Source organism: Isosphaeraceae bacterium EP7 (assembly GCA_038400315.1).
Lineage (GTDB): Bacteria > Planctomycetota > Planctomycetia > Isosphaerales > Isosphaeraceae > EP7.
On sequence record CP151667.1, the window covers coordinates 5993774 to 6011054 of the forward strand.

At 66.7% G+C, this 17281-nt stretch carries 14 protein-coding genes; 8 read left to right on the top strand and 6 right to left on the bottom strand.

All coding sequences use genetic code 11. The features are described 5' to 3' along the window. Positions 1-15: 15 nt before the first annotated feature. From EP7_RS23680 to EP7_RS23700, 5 genes are all read left to right on the top strand, one after another. Entirely contained in the window at positions 16-3084 is a 3069-nt protein-coding gene (locus EP7_RS23680; RefSeq protein WP_463524654.1) for a PSD1 and planctomycete cytochrome C domain-containing protein, read from the top strand. A 44-nt stretch (positions 3085-3128) separates the two neighbouring features. Further along, complete coding sequence (locus tag EP7_RS23685; RefSeq protein ID WP_463524655.1) at positions 3129-4601, top strand: DUF1501 domain-containing protein; 1473 nt, start codon at positions 3129-3131, stop codon at positions 4599-4601. Between the two features lie 196 nt (positions 4602-4797). Continuing rightward, a complete protein-coding gene (locus EP7_RS23690; RefSeq protein WP_463524656.1) occupies positions 4798-5163 on the top strand; it encodes a MarR family winged helix-turn-helix transcriptional regulator in 366 nt (121 codons plus the stop codon). Positions 5164-5228: 65 nt separating this feature from the next. Then, positions 5229-5831: a malonic semialdehyde reductase gene (locus EP7_RS23695; protein ID WP_463524657.1), complete on the top strand. Its 603-nt coding sequence runs from the start codon at positions 5229-5231 to the stop codon at positions 5829-5831. Between the two features lie 29 nt (positions 5832-5860). Then, positions 5861-6268 (top strand): DoxX family protein, encoded by a 408-nt coding sequence (locus EP7_RS23700; RefSeq protein ID WP_463524658.1) that lies wholly within the window; start codon positions 5861-5863, stop codon positions 6266-6268. Positions 6269-6355: 87 nt separating this feature from the next. Here the strand turns inward: EP7_RS23700 and lon are convergent, their stop codons facing one another. The 5 genes from lon to EP7_RS23725 form a co-directional block, all read right to left on the bottom strand. Then, positions 6356-8926 carry an endopeptidase La gene (gene lon, locus EP7_RS23705; RefSeq protein WP_463524660.1) on the bottom strand — a complete coding sequence of 857 codons (2571 nt, stop codon included), beginning with the start codon at positions 8924-8926 and terminating at the stop codon, positions 6356-6358. Between the two features lie 172 nt (positions 8927-9098). Continuing rightward, complete coding sequence (locus EP7_RS23710) at positions 9099-9830, bottom strand: metalloprotease (protein WP_463524662.1); 732 nt, start codon at positions 9828-9830, stop codon at positions 9099-9101. Positions 9831-9922: 92 nt separating this feature from the next. After that, complete coding sequence (locus tag EP7_RS23715; RefSeq protein WP_463524664.1) at positions 9923-11533, bottom strand: hybrid sensor histidine kinase/response regulator; 1611 nt, start codon at positions 11531-11533, stop codon at positions 9923-9925. Beyond that, on the bottom strand, positions 11523-11996 hold the full coding sequence (locus tag EP7_RS23720; protein WP_463524666.1) for a response regulator: 474 nt from the start codon (positions 11994-11996) through the stop codon (positions 11523-11525). Before EP7_RS23720 ends, EP7_RS23715 begins: the two co-directional genes overlap by 11 nt. Beyond that, complete coding sequence (locus EP7_RS23725) at positions 11993-13585, bottom strand: sensor histidine kinase (RefSeq protein ID WP_463524667.1); 1593 nt, start codon at positions 13583-13585, stop codon at positions 11993-11995. Before EP7_RS23725 ends, EP7_RS23720 begins: the two co-directional genes overlap by 4 nt. 320 nt (positions 13586-13905) lie before the next feature. Here EP7_RS23725 and dapF point away from each other — a divergent pair, with 320 nt between their 5' ends. The 3 genes from dapF (at position 13906) to EP7_RS23740 (ending at position 16319) form a co-directional block, all read left to right on the top strand. Beyond that, on the top strand, positions 13906-14745 hold the full coding sequence (dapF, locus tag EP7_RS23730) for a diaminopimelate epimerase (RefSeq protein ID WP_463524669.1): 840 nt from the start codon (positions 13906-13908) through the stop codon (positions 14743-14745). Between the two features lie 53 nt (positions 14746-14798). Continuing rightward, positions 14799-15518: an arginyltransferase gene (locus EP7_RS23735; protein ID WP_463524671.1), complete on the top strand. Its 720-nt coding sequence runs from the start codon at positions 14799-14801 to the stop codon at positions 15516-15518. Positions 15519-15653: 135 nt separating this feature from the next. Continuing rightward, entirely contained in the window at positions 15654-16319 is a 666-nt protein-coding gene (locus EP7_RS23740) for a lysophospholipid acyltransferase family protein (protein WP_463524672.1), read from the top strand. Positions 16320-16328: 9 nt separating this feature from the next. Here the strand turns inward: EP7_RS23740 and EP7_RS23745 are convergent, their stop codons facing one another. Beyond that, positions 16329-17015: a hypothetical protein gene (locus tag EP7_RS23745; protein WP_463524674.1), complete on the bottom strand. Its 687-nt coding sequence runs from the start codon at positions 17013-17015 to the stop codon at positions 16329-16331. Between the last annotated feature and the right edge of the window lie 266 nt (positions 17016-17281).

Genomic DNA, 17281 nt, shown 5'->3' on the forward strand with positions numbered 1-17281 from the left:
TCCGGAGCGGCCTTCATGATGCGTCTGGCCTGCCTGGCCGCAATTCTGGCCTTTCTCTCGGCTTCGACCTCATTTGGCGGGGAACCCGCGACGGACGCGTCGGCCCTGGCATTCTTCGAGTCGAAGGTCCGGCCGATCCTCGTCGAGCGTTGCCTGAGCTGCCATTCCGCGGCCGAAGGCAAGAAGGTCCGCGGCGGGCTGCGGCTCGACACCAAGGAAGGCTGGACGACCGGCGGCGACAACGGCCCCGCGGCCGTGCCGGGCAATCCCGACGAGAGCCTGATCGTCCAGGCCATCAAATACGGCGACCCAGACCTCCGGATGCCGCCCAAGGGGAAGCTCCCCGAGGCCGAGATTCAGGTCCTGAACGACTGGATCCGTCAGGGGGCCATCGATCCGCGGACCGGTGCGACGGCGACCGCCAAGAAGGCCGGGATTGACCTGACAGCCGGACGCAGGCATTGGGCGTTCCAGCCGCTCGTCCGTGGTGAGCGACCCGAGGTGCGCGACCTCGCCTGGTGCCGGACTCCCATTGACCGCTTCATCGCGGCGAAGCTCGACGCGGCGGGGCTGACCCCGTCCCCCGAAGTCGACCGCCGTCGCCTGATCCGCCGGGCCACATTCGACCTGACCGGCCTGCCTCCCACCCCCGACGAGATCGCCGCCTTCCTCGCCGATGCCCGGCCCGATGCCTATGACCATCTCATCGATCGCCTGCTGGAGAGCCCGCGTTATGGCGAGCGCTGGGCGCGGCACTGGCTTGACCTGGCCCGATATGCCGAGAGCCACGGCTTCGAGCACGACTACGACCGACCTACCGCTTACACGTACCGCGACTTCCTGATCGAAGCCCTCAACGCCGACCTGCCCTATGACACGTTCGTGCGCTGGCAACTGGCCGGCGACGAGCTTGCCCCCGAGAGCAACCTGGCGCTCAAGGCCACCGGTTTCCTGGCGGCCGGGACGCACAGCACGCAGATCACGGCCAATCAGGTGGAGAAGGAACGGTACGACGAGCTCGATGACATGCTGGGAACGACCAGCACGGCATTCCTGGGCCTGACCGTCGGCTGTGCTCGCTGCCACGACCACAAATACGACCCGATCCCGACGGCCGACTACTACCGGATGCTGTCCACCTTCACCACCACGGTGCGCAGCGAGGTCGAACTGAACGTCGACCCCAAAGGGTTCGCCCTGGCCAAACTGGCGCACGACGCCGAGCACGCCAGCCACGTCGCCAAACGACATACCTTCGAAGCCGAGACGCTCCCTGCTCGGCTGGCCGCCTGGGAATTGAGCCGCAAGCAGGCCAGGTCCGACGGGCCGGCCTGGGTCGCGCTCGACCCAGTCCAGATGAAGGCGGACGGAGGCGCGTCGTTCAGCAAGCTGGAAGACGGGTCGATCCGCGTCGCGGGGAACAACCCTGAGTTCGACGTCTACACTGTGAGCGCCGCCTGCGACCTGCCCAACGTCACCGGGGTCCGCCTGGAAGCCCTGGCGGATGCTGCCCTGGTGCGTGGCGGCCCCGGCCGTGCGGACAACGGGAACTTCGCGCTCACCGACCTGAAGGTGGTTTCGGGCCCTCGCTACGGCATCGGGCCGATGTCGGACCTGACCCTCGTGAATCCCAAGGCGACGTTCGAGCAGGCGGGTCTTCCGGTCTCGGGCGTGGTGGATGCTGACCTCAAGTCGGCCTGGGCCGTCGACCCTCAGTTTGGCCAGGACCAGGTCGCCGTCTTCGAGACGGCCGCCGACGTCCCCATCGACAGCGCCTGCATTCTCACGTTCCGCCTCTCCTTCAAGAACAACGCCCGCCACGGCCTCGGTCGTTTCCGGCTGGCCGCCACCGCCTCGCCCCGCCCCATCGCGCTGAACGATGACGGCGTCCCGCCCGCCCTGAAGCCAATCCTCGCCCTCGCACCCGCCGATCGTTCCGAAGCCCAGAGCCGGCAACTCCTCGACTGGTTCCGGACGATCGACGCGGAATGGCGGGCCCTCGACGCGTCGGTCGCCGAGCATGCCAGGTCGGCCCCTCAGATGCGGGGGTCGAAGGCGCTCATCTCGACGGAGGGGCGGCCAGCCGTCCGGCTACACACGCAAGGGGGCGACTTCCTGGAGAAGACGCACTACTTGAAGCGTGGCGACGTCAATCAGAAGCAAGGTGAGGCTCCCCCGGGGTTCTTGCAGGTCCTGGAGAATGCGTCGGAAGGCGAGGCCCGATGGACGACCGCCCCGCCGCCGGGCTGGCACACGTCCTATCGCCGTGCCGCCTTGGCCCGCTGGATGACCGACCTCGACGCCGGGGCCGGGGCGCTTGCGGCGAGGGTGGCGGTCAACCGGCTCTGGCACCATCATCTGGGCCGCGGGATCGTGGCGACGCCCAGCGACTTCGGCAACCAGGGGGAACCGCCCACCCATCCCGAACTGCTCGACTGGCTCGCCTCCGAGCTGGTGCGCGGCGGCTGGAAGCTCAAGCCGCTGCACAAGCTGATCATGACCAGCGCCGTCTACATGCAGGGGACGACCTTCGACCCAGCGAAGGCCGCCATCGACCCCGAGGATCGCCTGTTGTGGCGGCGGACCCGCAAGCGGCTCGAAGCCGAGGCGGTGCGCGACAGCCTCCTGTTCGTGGCGGGCCAGCTCGACGGCCGGATGTACGGGCCGGGCTCGCTGGATGAGCGGATGAAGCGCCGGAGCGTCTATTTCGCCGTGAAGCGGAGCAAGCTGATCCCGATGATGAGCCTGTTCGACGCCCCCGACGCCCTCCAGCCGATCCCCGCGCGGTCGTCGACGACCATCGCGCCGCAGTCGCTCTTCCTGATGAACAGCCCCCTGGTCCGTGACTGGGCCGAGGCCTTCGCCGGCCGCCTGGAAGCGAAGCCCGATGGGCGGATCGACGCCGCCTATGCCATCGCCGTCGGTCGCCCCCCCACTCCGGACGAGGCGTCCAGGGCCGTCGAATTCCTGGCCGGGCAGGCCGAGTCGTACAGGCTCGACGGCCAGGCCGACGCCGATCACCGTGCCCTGGGAGACTTCTGCCAGGTCTTGATGGGCCTGAACGAATTCTTGTACGCCGACTGATCCAGACTTCGACGGCCGATCACGCCCCAACGAGGCCGATTCCAATGCCCATCATCCCGCATTTCAGCGCACAGCCGGCCGCCGCCTTCCCTAGCCGCCGATCATTCCTCACCCGCACCGGCCAGGGGATGGGGATGCTCGCGCTGACGGGCTTGTTGCAGCAGGAAGGGCTGGCCCTGGACATCGCCGGTCCCGCGGCCACCGTCGACCCGCTCGCCCCGCATGCTCCCCACTTCCCGGCGAAGGCCAAGTCGGTGATCTGGCTGTTCCTCAACGGCGGGCCTTCGCAGGTCGACACGTTCGACTACAAGCCGGAGTTGGAGAAGCGGAGCGGCGAGGAACTCCCGGGCTTCGACAAGAACACGGGGTTCTTCACCGGGTCGGTCGGCCCGCTGATGAAGTCGCCCTTCAAGTTCGCCCAGCACGGGCAGAGCGGTTCGTGGGTTTCAGACATCTTCCCCCACCTGTCCGGCCACGTCGACGACATGGCGTTCTTGCACGCCTGCCACACCGAGACCAACAACCACTCGCCGGCCCTCTTCCAGATCAACACCGGCATGAGCCGGATGGGATACCCCTGCGTGGGGGCGTGGGTCACCTATGGACTGGGCACCGAGAATCGGAACCTCCCCGCGTTCGTCGTGATGTACGACACCCTGGGCCGGGGCCTGCCCAAGGGACACGCGCAGAACTGGGGGACGGGCTTCTTGCCGGGCGTCTATCAGGGGACTGCCGTCAACCCGCGTGGTGCCCCCATCAATAATCTGGAGCGCCCATCGACGCTCGGCGACCGTCGCCAACGGGCCCAGCTCGACCTGCTCCGCTCGCTCAATACCGACTACCAGGCCGAGAACCCCGGCGAGGCGGCGCTCGCCGCGCGGATCGAGTCGTTCGAGCTGGCCTATCGGATGCAGATGTCGGCGCCCGAGGCCTTCGACGTCGACCGAGAGTCGCCCGCCACGCGTGCGCTCTACGGCATGGACGACCCGAAGTGCGGCCACTTCGCCCGCCAGTGCCTGCTGGCCCGCCGCCTGGTGGAGCGTGGCGTCCGATTCGTCCAGATCTTCAGCGGCGGCATGGAGAACGAGCGGAGCTGGGACGGCCACGCCGACATCGTCAAGAACCACGGCGGTTTCGCCCAGGAGACCGACCGACCCATGGCCGCGCTCCTTGCCGACCTCAAGGGGCGTGGGCTGCTCGACGACACCCTCGTCGTCTGCTGCGGCGAGTTCGGCCGCCTGCCGATTGTCCAGAAGGGGGGGACGGGTCGGGACCACAACCCCCACGCCTTCACCACCTGGATGGCCGGCGGCGGCACCAAGGGCGGGACGCATTACGGCGAGACCGACGAGTTCGGCCACAAGGCGGTCGTCGACCGGGTGAGCGTCAACGACCTCCACGCCACGATGCTCAGACTCCTCGGCCTCGACCACACTCGCCTGACCTACCGCTACAGCGGGCGCGACTTCCGCCTCACCGACGTCGCCGGTCGAGTCGTCGACGAGATCATCGCCTGACCTTTCCCGGCATCGTTCCGCCACAAACCGGGATGAGGATTGACGCGTCCCGAGCATTAGTTTACACCTAAACGACATGAGCGATGTGCGGAAGACCGACGACCGTTCCCTCCCGGTCTTGAATCAGGATCCTCGCCCCTGGTCCGCCAGGGCGTGCGTCGCGCTGTTCCGATTTCAGGGGCGTTTCGAGCGGCGGATGGGCGCGACTCTCGGGGCCCATGGGCTGACCCCGGCGCAGTTCGACGTGCTCGCGACTCTCTGGCACGGCGAGGGAATCACCCAGCAAGAGCTGGCGCAGCGACTCCTGGTCACGAAGGGGAACGTGGTCGGGCTCATCGATCGGATGACCGCATCGGCATGGGTCGAGCGACGCCCCGATCCCGAAGATCGGCGTGCCAATCGCCTCTACCTGACCGACGCCGGCCGGACGATCCTGGCCCAGGCGGGCCCCAGCCAGGTTGGCCTCGTCGAACAGGTCTTCGGGACCTTGAACGAGGCGGAACTCGGCCAATTTCACGCCATGCTCGAACGGCTCGAAACGACATGCATGCGGGGCGAGTAATTATTTAACAGGGTAGTTTATCTATCGACCGTCGCCACAGAAACTTTCTTGAAGGAGTGGTTTCCATGATTGCAGAACGCCCGAGTCGCGCTGAAGAGAACGCCCTGGACCTACTCTTCCGGGAGGCGCGTACCCACAACGCCTGGCTCCCGCAGCCGGTCGCCGAGAGGTCCCTCAGGGAGATTTACGACCTGGCCAAGATGGGCCCGACCAGCGTCAATTCGTCGCCCGCGCGCTTCGTCTTCCTGACGACGCCCGAGGCGAAGGAGAGGCTCGTTCCGGGCCTCATGGCCGGCAACGTCGAGAAGACTCGGTCGGCGCCGGTCGTGGTCATCGTGGCCCAAGACATGGAGTTCTACGAGGCCTTGCCGCGACTGATGCCCGCCATGGACGCCCGGTCCTGGTTCGCCGGCAATCCCGCGTTGATTGCCGATGCTGCGTCGCGCAACAGCACCTTGCAGGGCGCCTACCTCATGCTCGCGGCCCGTTCGCTCGGGCTCGATTGCGGGCCGATGTCGGGGTTCGACGCCGAGAAGGTCAACGCCGAGTTCTTCCCCGACGGGAAATGGCGGGCCAACTTCCTCTGCAACCTTGGTTATGGTGACGCACAAGGCCTCCACCCGCGCGGACCGCGACTTGCCTTCGATGAAGCGTGCCGCATCTTCTAATCCGAGTGATCGCTTCCAGGAGTGAGCCCATGTCCTCGACGAACCCGATCACCGCGACGGCCAGCCCGGGCCGCGGGACGAACATCGCCTTGTGGGTCATCCAGGTGCTCCTGGCCCTCGCCTTCGCGATGGCCGGGACCATGAAGCTGGTCGGGCCAGAGATGGCAGTCAAGCAGTTCGAACTCCTCGGCCTGGGCCAGTGGTTCCGCTACCTGACCGGTCTCCTGGAGATCATCGCCGCCGTCTTGCTCGTCCTGCCGGCCTGGAGCGGCTTCGGGGCCCTGCTCCTCGTCCCCATCATGATCGGGGCCGCCGCCGCCCATGTCGCCGTCTTCAAAGACAACCCCGCGGCGCCCCTGGTCATTCTCGGCCTGGCGGCCATCGTTGCCTGGTTCAGGCTCAAGGTTTATCCGATCAACGCACGGAATTCTGGCTGATCGTTGATCCGCCGGCCCAGTCTGTCGTCCGATCGCAAGGTCGATCCATTGACAGCCTGGGCCGGCGGGCGGCGTCATGAGCCCCGCTCACACCGAGCCGGGCCTGCGGCGGGGCTTCTCGGGGAGGGCACCTTTTGCAGGGGGAACTTTCTTGGGCGAGGGATCGGGCTTGACGATCGGCGAGCGGGGCTTGGTCGCCCCTGGCCGGACCTTACCTTGGGTCCCCTTGGGCGGACCGAAGAGGAGCGGCATCACGTCATCGAGGGTGTCGACGGTGTAGAAGGTCAGGTCGTCGCGGACCTCCTGGGGAAGGTCCGCCAGGTCCTTCGCGTTGTGGGTCGGAAGGATGACCGACTTGATCCCGGCGCGCCTTGCCGCCAGGACCTTCTCGCGGACCCCGCCGACGGGCAGGACCCGGCCCGTGAGGGTCACCTCGCCGGTCATGGCCAGGTCGCGGGGAATCGACTGCTTCTTGACCAGGCTCAGGAGCGCACCGGCCAGCGCGATGCCGGCCGAAGGGCCGTCTTTGGGGACGGCGCCGGCGGGGACGTGGACGTGGACGTCGTGCTCGCGGAAGAACTTGGCGTCGATCCCCAGGGTCGTCGCGCGGCTCCGCAGGTAGCTAAGAGCCGCCTGGGCGCTCTCCTTCATCGACTCGCCGAGCAGGCCGGTGAGGGTGAGCCCCCCCTTGCCCTGCATGGCTGTGGCCTCGATGAACAGGATCTCGCCGCCGGTGGGAGTCCAGGCGAGGCCGGTGGAAACGCCCGGATCGTCGCCGCGGTCGGCCATCTCGCGGTAATGCTTGGGCGGGCCGAGCAACACGGGCAGTTCGGCGGGCAGGACCGTTCGGGCGGTGCGGGTCCCCTCGGCGTGGCGGCGGGCGACCTTGCGGCAGACGGTGGCCACCTCGCGCTCCAGGTTGCGCAGGCCGGCCTCGCGGGTGTAGTCGGAGATGATCCGCGAGACCGTCTCGTCGGGCAGCTTGAGGTCCTTCTCGGTCAGGCCGTGGGCCTCGAGCTGCTTGGGGACGATGAACTTCTGCGCGATGAGGACCTTTTCTTCTTCGCTATATCCAGGCAGCTCCAGCACTTCCATCCGGTCCAGCAGCGGCGCCGGGATCGTGTCCAGCATGTTCGCCGTGGCGATGAACATGACCTTGGACAGGTCGAAATCGACGTCGAGATAGTGGTCGCGGAAGGTCGAGTTCTGCTCGGGGTCGAGGACTTCCAGGAGCGCCGCGGAGGGATCGCCCCGGAAGTCGTGGCCGAGCTTGTCGACCTCGTCGAGCATGAAGACCGGGTTATTGGTCTTCGCCTTGCGAATCCCCTGGATGATGCGCCCGGGCATGCTGGCGACGTAGGTGCGCCTGTGTCCGCGGATCTCCGACTCGTCGTGGACTCCTCCCAGGCTGATGCGCACGAACTCGCGGCCCAGGGCCTTGGCGATGCTCTTGCCCAGGCTGGTCTTGCCGGTGCCGGGGGGGCCTGCGAAGCAGAGGATCGGGCCCTTCATGTCCTTCTTCAGCTTGCGCACGGCCAGGTATTCGAGGATCCGGTCCTTGATCTTCTCCAGGTCGTAATGGTCGGCGTCCAGCACCTTCCGCGCCCGTTTCAGGTCGAGCCGGTCGCGGCTGGCCTTGCTCCAGGGGAGGGTCGCGAGCCAGTCGAGGTACGTCCGGACGATCGAGTACTCGGCCGAACTGGGGTGCATCCCGGCGAGGCGTTCCATCTCGCGTTCGGCCTCGACCAGCACGTCGGCGGGGGGCTTGGCCTTCTCGATCCGGCTCCAGAGTTCGTCGAGCTCGGGGTTATCCCCCTCGCCTTCGCCGAGTTCTTCCTGGATGGCCTTGATCTGCTGACGGAGGAAGTGGTCGCGCTGGGCCTTGGTGATCTCGCTGCCGACCTGCGCCTGGATCTTGCTCGAAAGCTCCAGGATGGCCAGCTGGCGTGCGAGGTACTGGCCGAGCTTCTCGAGCCGCACCTTGACGTCAACCTCGGCGAGGAGGTTCTGCTTCTCCTCGACGGTGAACGGCAGGCTGGAGCCGAGCAGGTCGGCGAGCCGGCCGGGCTCGCGCGTATTCATCGCGGCGACCTGAAGCTCCTCGGGCACCTGGCCGCTCTGCTCGATCATCCGCTGGAAGAGGAGGTTGACGTGGTGAACCAGGGCGTCGGCCTCGACCCCCTCGACTTCGACATCCTCGCAGGGCTCGACCCGGCCGATCAGGAACGGCTCGGTCTGGAGGATCTCGACAAGCCGGCCGCGGACGAGCCCCTGGCAGACGATCCGGGTCGATCCGTCGGGGAACTTCAGCATCTTCAGGACGGAGCCCAGGCAGACCGTCGGATACAGGTCGTTCAGGGAGGGTTCGTCGATGTCTGGCTGGCGCTGGGTGACCAGGCCGACCATCTTGGTGCCGAGGAGCACCTCATCGACGAGCCGGATTCCCTGCGGCCGGTTGACGACCAGCGGGACGACGGTCTGGGGGAACACGACGTCGGTGCGAAGCGGGAGCAGGGGCAGCCGATCGAGGGTCGGTGGGACCGACTCCTCGCGGTCGGAAAGGACCAATGCCAGGCCCGTCGCCGAGGCGTCGGGGGCGACTGCACCCTGGCCGGCGGGGTCGGATTTCGCGGGGTTGCGCCTGGATTTCTTCTTCATAGCCTTCCACGACGGGCAACATGATCGACCGGGCGGGCTGCATTCCGCCTTCGGACCGGAGGTGCCGCTCCCCGGAATGATTGTTAACCGCTGCCCGGCCGAAAGGAAGGGCCGTCGCCCGGCCCGGCCGCAGTTTGAGGGCCACCCATGCCGGGACGTGGCGATTACACCGTCATTTCCGCCACCAATCCCCGTCTTCGTCGCCGCCAAATCCGCCGTAACGCGAATGCTGATGCAAGGCTTGGAGACGCTGAAAGTTGATCAGGCCAAGATAAGCGCAAAACATCGCATTAATCTGTTGATTACGAGAGAAGAGAAATGCCGCCAGGCCACCGGCCACCAACAGCGAGGCGACGTGGGCCCATCGCATCCCGTTGCGGCGGCTGGCCATGCCGAGCACAACTCCCGTGATTTGTCCGCCGTCAAGCGGCCAGATCGGGAACAGGTTGACGATGCTCCAGACGAGGTTGATCCATAACATCGAGGTGAGCACTTCGAGGGCGATCGGGTTGTCCCGAAGCTGTTCCCAGCGGATCAGGCCCGTCTCCAGGAGCCCGAAGTTGATGACGGCGAAGATGAGCAACCCCGCGCCGGGCCCTGCGAATAGGACCGCGAGCCGCTTCCAGGGCGATTGGTGCTCGATATCGGAATAGCAGAGGCCGCCCATGCCGTAGAGCACGATGGAAGGGCGACTGCCGAAGGACTTCGAAGTCAGGCCGTGTCCCAGCTCGTGGGCCAGGATCGAGACGAACGCGCAGCCCACGAAGACGAGCATGCTCTGGTAGTTGCCGTCGCTCCAGCCCAGGAGCGCCATGATCCCCCAGAAGAAGGGATGGACCCGGACCGGGATCCCCAGGACCCGGAAATTGAGGTCGAAGTCGGTCGTCTCCGGGATTCCGAACATGCGCGTGCGGCCTCGTCTAGCGTGATCTCTGGCGAAACGACCAGGTTAGGGCGTGAGTCGCCCGCCGACAAGCGGGGCCTGCCCGGGATCAATCAGCCGTCCGCGTCGCCGCTGGGCCGATCGCCGGCCGGCAAGGCCGCGAGCCTCGCCAGAATGACGTTGAGGTCGACGGGCTTGACGAGGTGAGAGTCGAAGCCCGCATCACGCGACTTGCGGCGGTCATCTTCCTGCCCATAGCCCGACACGGCCAGCAGGACGAGACCCGGGAGTTTGCCCGAGCCCCGCAATCTGCGGGCGACCTCGTAACCGTCGATGCTCGGCAGGCCGATGTCCAGCAAGATCACCTGGGGGAAGAACTGGAACGCCGTCTCCAACGCCTCCAGGCCATCGTGGGCGACGCGGACCTCGTGCCCGGCCAGCCCGAGGAGCCTGGCCATCCCGCGCGCCGTGTCGGGGCTGTCGTCGACGACCAGGATCCGCCTGCGACTCATTCCTCGGGCCCCTGCGGCCGAAGACGGCGCGAGATTGATCGACTCCGAGGGTGACAGGCGTGGCAAACGGATGGTGAACTCGGCCCCTTTGCCGGGGCCATCGCTGACCACCGACGCGGTCCCACCGTGCAGTTGCGCCAGCCGCCTGACCAGCGAGAGTCCCACGCCCAGGCCTCCCTGCGACCGGTCCAGAGACTGGTCGGCCTGGATGAAGAGTTCGAAGACGTGGGGCAGGATCTTCGAGTCGAGCCCCACGCCCGTATCCCGGACGCGTACCGCCGCGGTCTCCCCCTCGATCGCGGTCGAGACCCAGATCCGGCCCCCGGGCTCGGTGTACTTGGCGGCATTGGTCAGGAGATTTTCGAGGATCTGCTCCAACCGGGTTGGGTCGGCGTCGACGTCGACGGGCCCGGGGGGCGAGGAGATCTCGAGCTGGTGCCCCTTGGACGAGATCAGGGGCAGCGTGGCCTCGACGGCACGCGAGACTGCCTCGCGCAGGTCGAGCGGCTCTTTGCGGAGCTGGATCTTGCCGACGGCGATGCGCGAGACGTCGAGCAGGTCTTCCAGCAACCGGCTGAGGTGCTTGACCTGACGCTCGATGACGTCGCCCGACCATTCGAGGTCGGCCGGCTCGACGCCCCCTCGGCGCAGCAGCACGACGGCGTTGGAGATGGCGGCCAGCGGGTTTCTCAGCTCGTGCGCCAGCATCGTCAGGAACTCATCCTTGCGGCGGCTGGCGTCCTCGGCCTCGGCCCGCGCCCCTTGCTCGCGGATCAGCCTGGCCTGGCCCTCCACGAGCTGCCGCTCGGTACGCACCTGCGCCATCACGCGTGCCACGCACGGGAGGAGATAGTCGAGGTAGTCGGCCGTCTTGGGCAGGAAGTCGCGGATGCCGACGCGGATGGCCTCGCCCAGGACCGCCTCGTCGCCGAATCCTGTGATCAGGATCGACGGCACGGCCAGGCCGAGCGTCTTCAGCTCGGCATAGAAGTCCAGGCCATTGGTGTGGTCAGTCAGCTTGTAATCCAGCAGCATCAGGCCGATGCCGCCGCGCCTCAGGGCGTCGCGGGCCTCGGCCGCCGAGGCCGCGACGACGACGTCGTAGTCGGCCTTGCGCAGCCGACGGCTCTCCAGCATGGCGATGCCGGGGTCGTCCTCCAGGATCAGGATCGTATCGGCCGTTCCCTCTCCCTTCCCCGCCTCAGCCGTCATGCGTGACCCCGATCTCTGGGGCCCCATTACGCGGCGGGATGCGGACGACCTGGAGGAACAGGCCGAGCTGCTTGATGGCGTTGACGAAGCTGTCGTATTCCACGGGCTTGGTGATGTAGACGTTGCAGCCGAGCTGGTAACACCGTTCGACCTCGCGCGGGTCGTCGGTGGTCGTCAGCATGATCACCGGGATCGAGCAGGTCGACGGCTCGGACTTCAGCCTGCGCAAGACCTCCACGCCGTCGATTCGCGGCATGTTGATGTCCAGCAGCAGCAGGAAGTCCTTGTCCAGCAGCTTGCCGACATATTCCCCCCGCCCGTGGATCAGGTCGAGCGCCTCCTGGCCGTCGCGCACCCGGTAGAAGCCGTTGACGAGCCCGGCTCTCTGGAGGTTCTTGTGGATTAGCGTTGCGTGTCCATCGTCGTCCTCGGCGAGCACGATGGTCAGGGATTTCGGCGTCATCGGGACAGACTCCCCTGGCCGTAGATGGGCCGTTTCCTGGCCTCTTCGGGCGCGGCCCCCGTCGCCTCCGACGGGATCCTGACGTAGAAGGTGCTGCCTTCGCCCGCCTTGGACTCCACCCAGATCTTACCACCGTGGCGCTCGACGACGCGACGGACAATGGCAAGGCCGATCCCCTCCCCCTCGGCCACGCCCGGGTGCAGCCTCTGGAAAGCCTGGAAGAGCTTGGGCATGTGGTCGGCCAGGATCCCGAGCCCGTTATCGCGGACGAAGTAGGTCCGCATCCGCGAGGCCTCGGCCCGGAGCGGCGTCTCGGGCTCGTCCAACTCGCCCACGTCGATCACCCCCGGTCGCGATGGATCGAGATACTTCACCGCGTTGTTGATCAGATTGGCGAAGATCTGCTCGATCGCCGTCTGATCGCCCCAGGCCGGATGCAGCGTGCCGATCTCAATCCGGGCCCCCTTCTCCTCGGCCGTTCCCCTCAGCGCGTCGGCCACGTGCGTCGCGGCCATCTGCACGTCCACGACCTGAGACAGATATTCGACCCGCCCGGCGCGGGAGAGCCGCAGTAGCGCGTCGATAATCGCCGAGAGCCGCCTGACGGCGACCGTGATGTAGTGCACCGACCCCTGGATGTCGTCATCCAGGATCGCCGAGAACCGCCGGCGATCCTCCTCGGGCACGTCCAGAAGCCCGATGGCCGTCTTCAGGTCGTTGCAGGAGTAGACCAACTCCTTGCCGAAGCCCTGGAGATTCACCAGCGGCGACCGCAGGTCGTGGGAAACGCTGTAGATGAACATCTCGTTCTCTTGCTCGCGTTCCCCGAGCGTCCGGGCCATCCGGTGGAACGCCGCGTCCAGCGCCCCGATCTCGTCCCTGCCCGTCAGTGGTTTGTGCAGCGGCTTCCCCTCGGAAAGCCACCTGACGTTTTCCATCAGCATGCCGATCCGCCCGGAGAAGGTGCGATTCACGACGAGGGCCAGGCCCGCGACCAGGCATAGCGTCAGCAGGGCGGCCGAACTGAAGAACCACCTCTGCCAGGCCCAGGTCCGATCCACCTCGATGCGGCGGAGCCCATCGAGCCGTTCTTCCTCCGTAAGAAATTCCTCGACAATCGACCGTACCGAGTCGAACGCCTGTTTGCCCGCGAGCTCACGGACATGAGCCACGGCCTCGGCCGAACGGCCCTCCGAGACCAGGGCGACCTTCTCCGACAGCCAGTCGGTCAGGATTCTGCCCCGGACCGCCACGAGCTCGACGCGGGCGGCTTGCTTCGGGTTGTCCGCGACCAGGCCCCGCAGCTGTGCCAGCTCTGCCCCCGCGAGAAGCAGGGTCGCGTCGAACTCCTGGGTGAAGGCCCGTTCGCCGGTCAGTACGTAGCCCCGGACGCTATTCTGCGCCTGCATATACAAACGCGAGAGGATCTCGGCCTTCGCGATCACATTCTTGGTGTGGATCGCCCAGTGCTGCGCCGACCTTCCGCTGGCCTGCGTCTGGAACAAGACCGCCAGGAAGACGAGTTGGAAGGCAACCGGGATCGCGATCACCAGCAGCACTTTTTTCAGCAACGAAAGATCGTCGAGCATGCGCCGGAGGCCCCGAAGATCGAGTCAGGAGGCCATCGTCTACGGACGCTCACCACCCCGTTCCGGGGCGGATTAAGCGGCCGGAAAATGCAATCCTTCGGGAACTTGAGCCAGATAGTAACCGACCCGGCCCATGAATCAACTGCAACCGACGCGTCGCGATCCGGACGTCGATGCACGGCCACTCCGGCCGAAATTGGGGAGGACCGCTTGCCCGCCGGGTCTGCCCCCGACGAAGATGATGATGAGGCCGTTCGCCCGCAACCTGATCCTTCCGCGGGCCGGCCGACGCCCATTGAAACCGAACGCGAGCCCGCCCGATGAAGTTCACGAAGATGCACGGGATCGGCAACGACTACGTTTACGTAGACCTCTTCGATTCGCCCGCCGACTTCGACCCGGCCGCGCTGGCCAGGGCCGTCAGCGACCGCCATACCGGCATCGGCTCCGACGGCCTGATCACGATCGGCCCCTCCAGGCTCGCCGCCGACGCCCGGATGCGCATGTTCAACGCAGACGGCTCCGAGTCGGAGATGTGCGGCAATGGCGTCCGTTGCGTGGCCAAGTATGTGCACGATCACGGGATCGCGGTTAAGGAGCGGGTGCTCATCGAGACCGGCCGGGGCATCCTGACTCTCGACCTGGAAGTGAAGGACGGCAAGGCCAGCCGCGTCCGGGTCGACATGGGCGCCCCCATCCTCAAGGCGTCGGACATCCCGACCACCCTCGAAGGCGACCCGCCCGTCAACGTTGCCCTGGTCGTCGAAGGCCGCGAATTCCCGGTCACGGCCGTCTCGATGGGCAACCCTCACGCGGTCATCTATGTTGACGATGTCGAGGCCTTCCCTGTCGAGCACTTCGGGCCTCTGATCGAGCACCACCCGAGCTTCCCCAGGCGGGTCAACGTCCACTTCGTCCAGGTCCTCGGCGACGGCGAGGTGCGGATGCGTACCTGGGAACGTGGCTCGGGTATCACGCTGGCCTGCGGCACGGGAGCCTGCGCCGTCTGCGTCGCCGGCGTGCTCACCGGCGCCACCGGAACGTCGTTGCTGGCGCACCTGCCGGGGGGCGATCTCGAACTCCAGTGGGCCGGTCAGGGCCAGCCCGTCTTCATGACCGGGCCGGCCGCCGAGGTCTTCTCCGGCGTCTGGCCCGACTGAGCCCGGCTCGTCAGGGGCCGGACGCCGCCGGCCGAACTAAAGGGATTTGCCGCATGCGCGAGCCATTCCACTACCTTGGCCCACCCGGCCCCTGCGTCTACCTGCCGGGCCTCACCCAGCGCATGGAATACGTCGTCGCCCCCGGCGTGACCGGCCAGCAGTACCTGAACGCCATGCACGTCGGCTGGCGGCGGTTCGGCGAGACCCTGTTCCGGCCCCGTTGCTTCGACTGCCGGGCCTGCCTCTCCCTCAGGGTCGACGTCGCCCGCTTCCAGCCCGACCGCAGCCAGAAGCGGGCGAGAAAGGCCAACCTGGGGAGGACCCGCCTGGAGATCGGCACCCCCTCCGTCGACCCCGACAAGCTCGCCCTGCACCACTCCTTCCACCGCTTCCAGGAGCACGACAAGGGATGGCCCGAGGCGTCCGAAGATTCCGATTCGTATATCGATTCGTTCATCAATAACCCATTCCCCACCGAGGAGTGGTGCTACTTCCTGGAGGACCGTCTGGTCGGGGTCGGCTACGTCGACCGACTGGGCGACGGCCTTTCCGGCATCTACTTTTTCCACGACCCTGCACACCGCGAGCTCTCGCTCGGCACCTGGAATGTCCTCTCGCTGATCCGGAGGGCCGCCGACCTGGCCTTGCCGCACGTCTACCTGGGCTATTACGTGGCGGGCTGCCGCTCCCTGGAGTACAAGGCCAGGTTCGTGCCAAATGAGATCCTCTCGCCCGAAGGCACCTGGGTCCCCCACCTGGGCCCCCGCGATTGACCTTCGCGGGCCGATCGGTCTGGGGTAATGTCAGTTTCCTTGACATTCGGATCAGGCCCAAGCCCACGCCAACGGCCGCGGATCGAGGGCCGGGATGGACCCCTTGCGGAGGGCGCGACGGATCGCGCGTCGTCGATGAAGATCCAGCACCCGATGCTCGTCAACGCCGTGGGCATCGTCGGCTCTCGCCTGGTCCGAGGCCTGGTCGGCACCTCGCGGTTCCACTTTCGCTACGCCGAGCCGTCGGTCAGCCCCGAGGTCGCCCGGCTCACGGGCCGGCGGTACATCTACGCCTTCTATCACGAGATCATGCTCTTCCCGGCCTACTTTTGGGCCTGGCCCGAGATGCAGATCCTGATCAGCGACCACCGCGACGGCGAACTGATCACCCAGGTCGTGAAGCGACTCGGCTTCGGCGTCGTCCGAGGCTCGACGACCCGGGGGGGTGCCCGGGCCCTCCGCGAGATGACCTCGAGGGTCGACCGAGGGCACCTTTGCGTGACCCCCGACGGCCCCAAAGGCCCCCGGCGTACCGTCCATCAGGGGCTCGCTTATCTGGCGAGCCGGACCGGGTTGCCCGTCGTCTGCACCGGGATGGCATTCAAGGATCCGTGGAGAGCGAAAAGCTGGGATCGATTCGCCGTCCCCCGCCCCTTCTCGCACGCCTGCTGCGTCACACCCGCGGCCATCATGGTCCCACCCCGGGCCGATCGCGAGACGCTGGAAGCCAGTCGCGTCGAGATCGAATGCCGCATGCTGGCCGCCTCTGAAGAGGCCGAACGCTGGGTCGCCGAATTCTGAGCCCGCAGCTCAGGGCTTCAGGAGCACCACGTTGTCCACCCGACAGACCACATCCTGGAAGTCGTCATTGGTCGAATATTCCCAGCCGATCAGGTAGCTGTTGGGCACGATCATCCCCGTTGCCTTGTCTTTGTAGGGATAGATCATCGCCTTGTAAGGCTGGGCCCTCAGCCTTGAATTGACCCGGGCCACCACCGCGGGCTCGGTGAACACGCCCCCGTCCTTCATCCCGTCGTTGGCCACCCAGAGCCCGAACGAGGCGTCGCCGGGGTCGAAGCTGGTCGTCGAAGCCGTGGCAAGCACGGGAGGTAGGTTCTTCCCTTCCTCCAGGTCTTCGCCGGTATTCTTGAATGTATAGCTCCACAGCTCGACCCCCTTCGGCACTCCGTCGCCCGGCCTGTACCAGCCGCCCCGATTGGTGGTCTCCAGCCCCAGCGCGATGACCGGCGTGTAAACGACCGGCCCGGGGCCCGCCTTGCGAAAGAGCCCAGGGACGGACTCGGCGGTGGTCTTCAGTGGATTGAGCAGATCGCCGAACATCGAGAGGTCGTAGAAGGCCCCCAGGATCGCCACCCAATCGGGCTCATTCGGGCCGTTGGCCACCCTCGGCTGCTTCGGCGACTGCCCGAGCACGGGCATGCAGGCCAGGGCGACGACGAGCACGCAGCCGGGCAGAACAGTTCGGCGATCGTTCATGAGAAACCTCGGACAGGGGCCGATGCCGGTCGAAACTCGAACTCAGCCGACGCCATCGACGTGGCGCCCGGCTTGCACCACCCGACTTTAACGCGGCCCGCGCCGAGGACAAAGTGCCGCCCGATGTCGTCCTCCGACCATCGACCCGGCGCCAGAAACGGGCTCTACACGCCGAAGATCGTCGCTTATGAGAGCGAAAACGGGGCATTCCCAGGGTCGGGAAGCAGCCCTGCCCGGATTCTCGGCAGCGGGAACACCCACGGGCG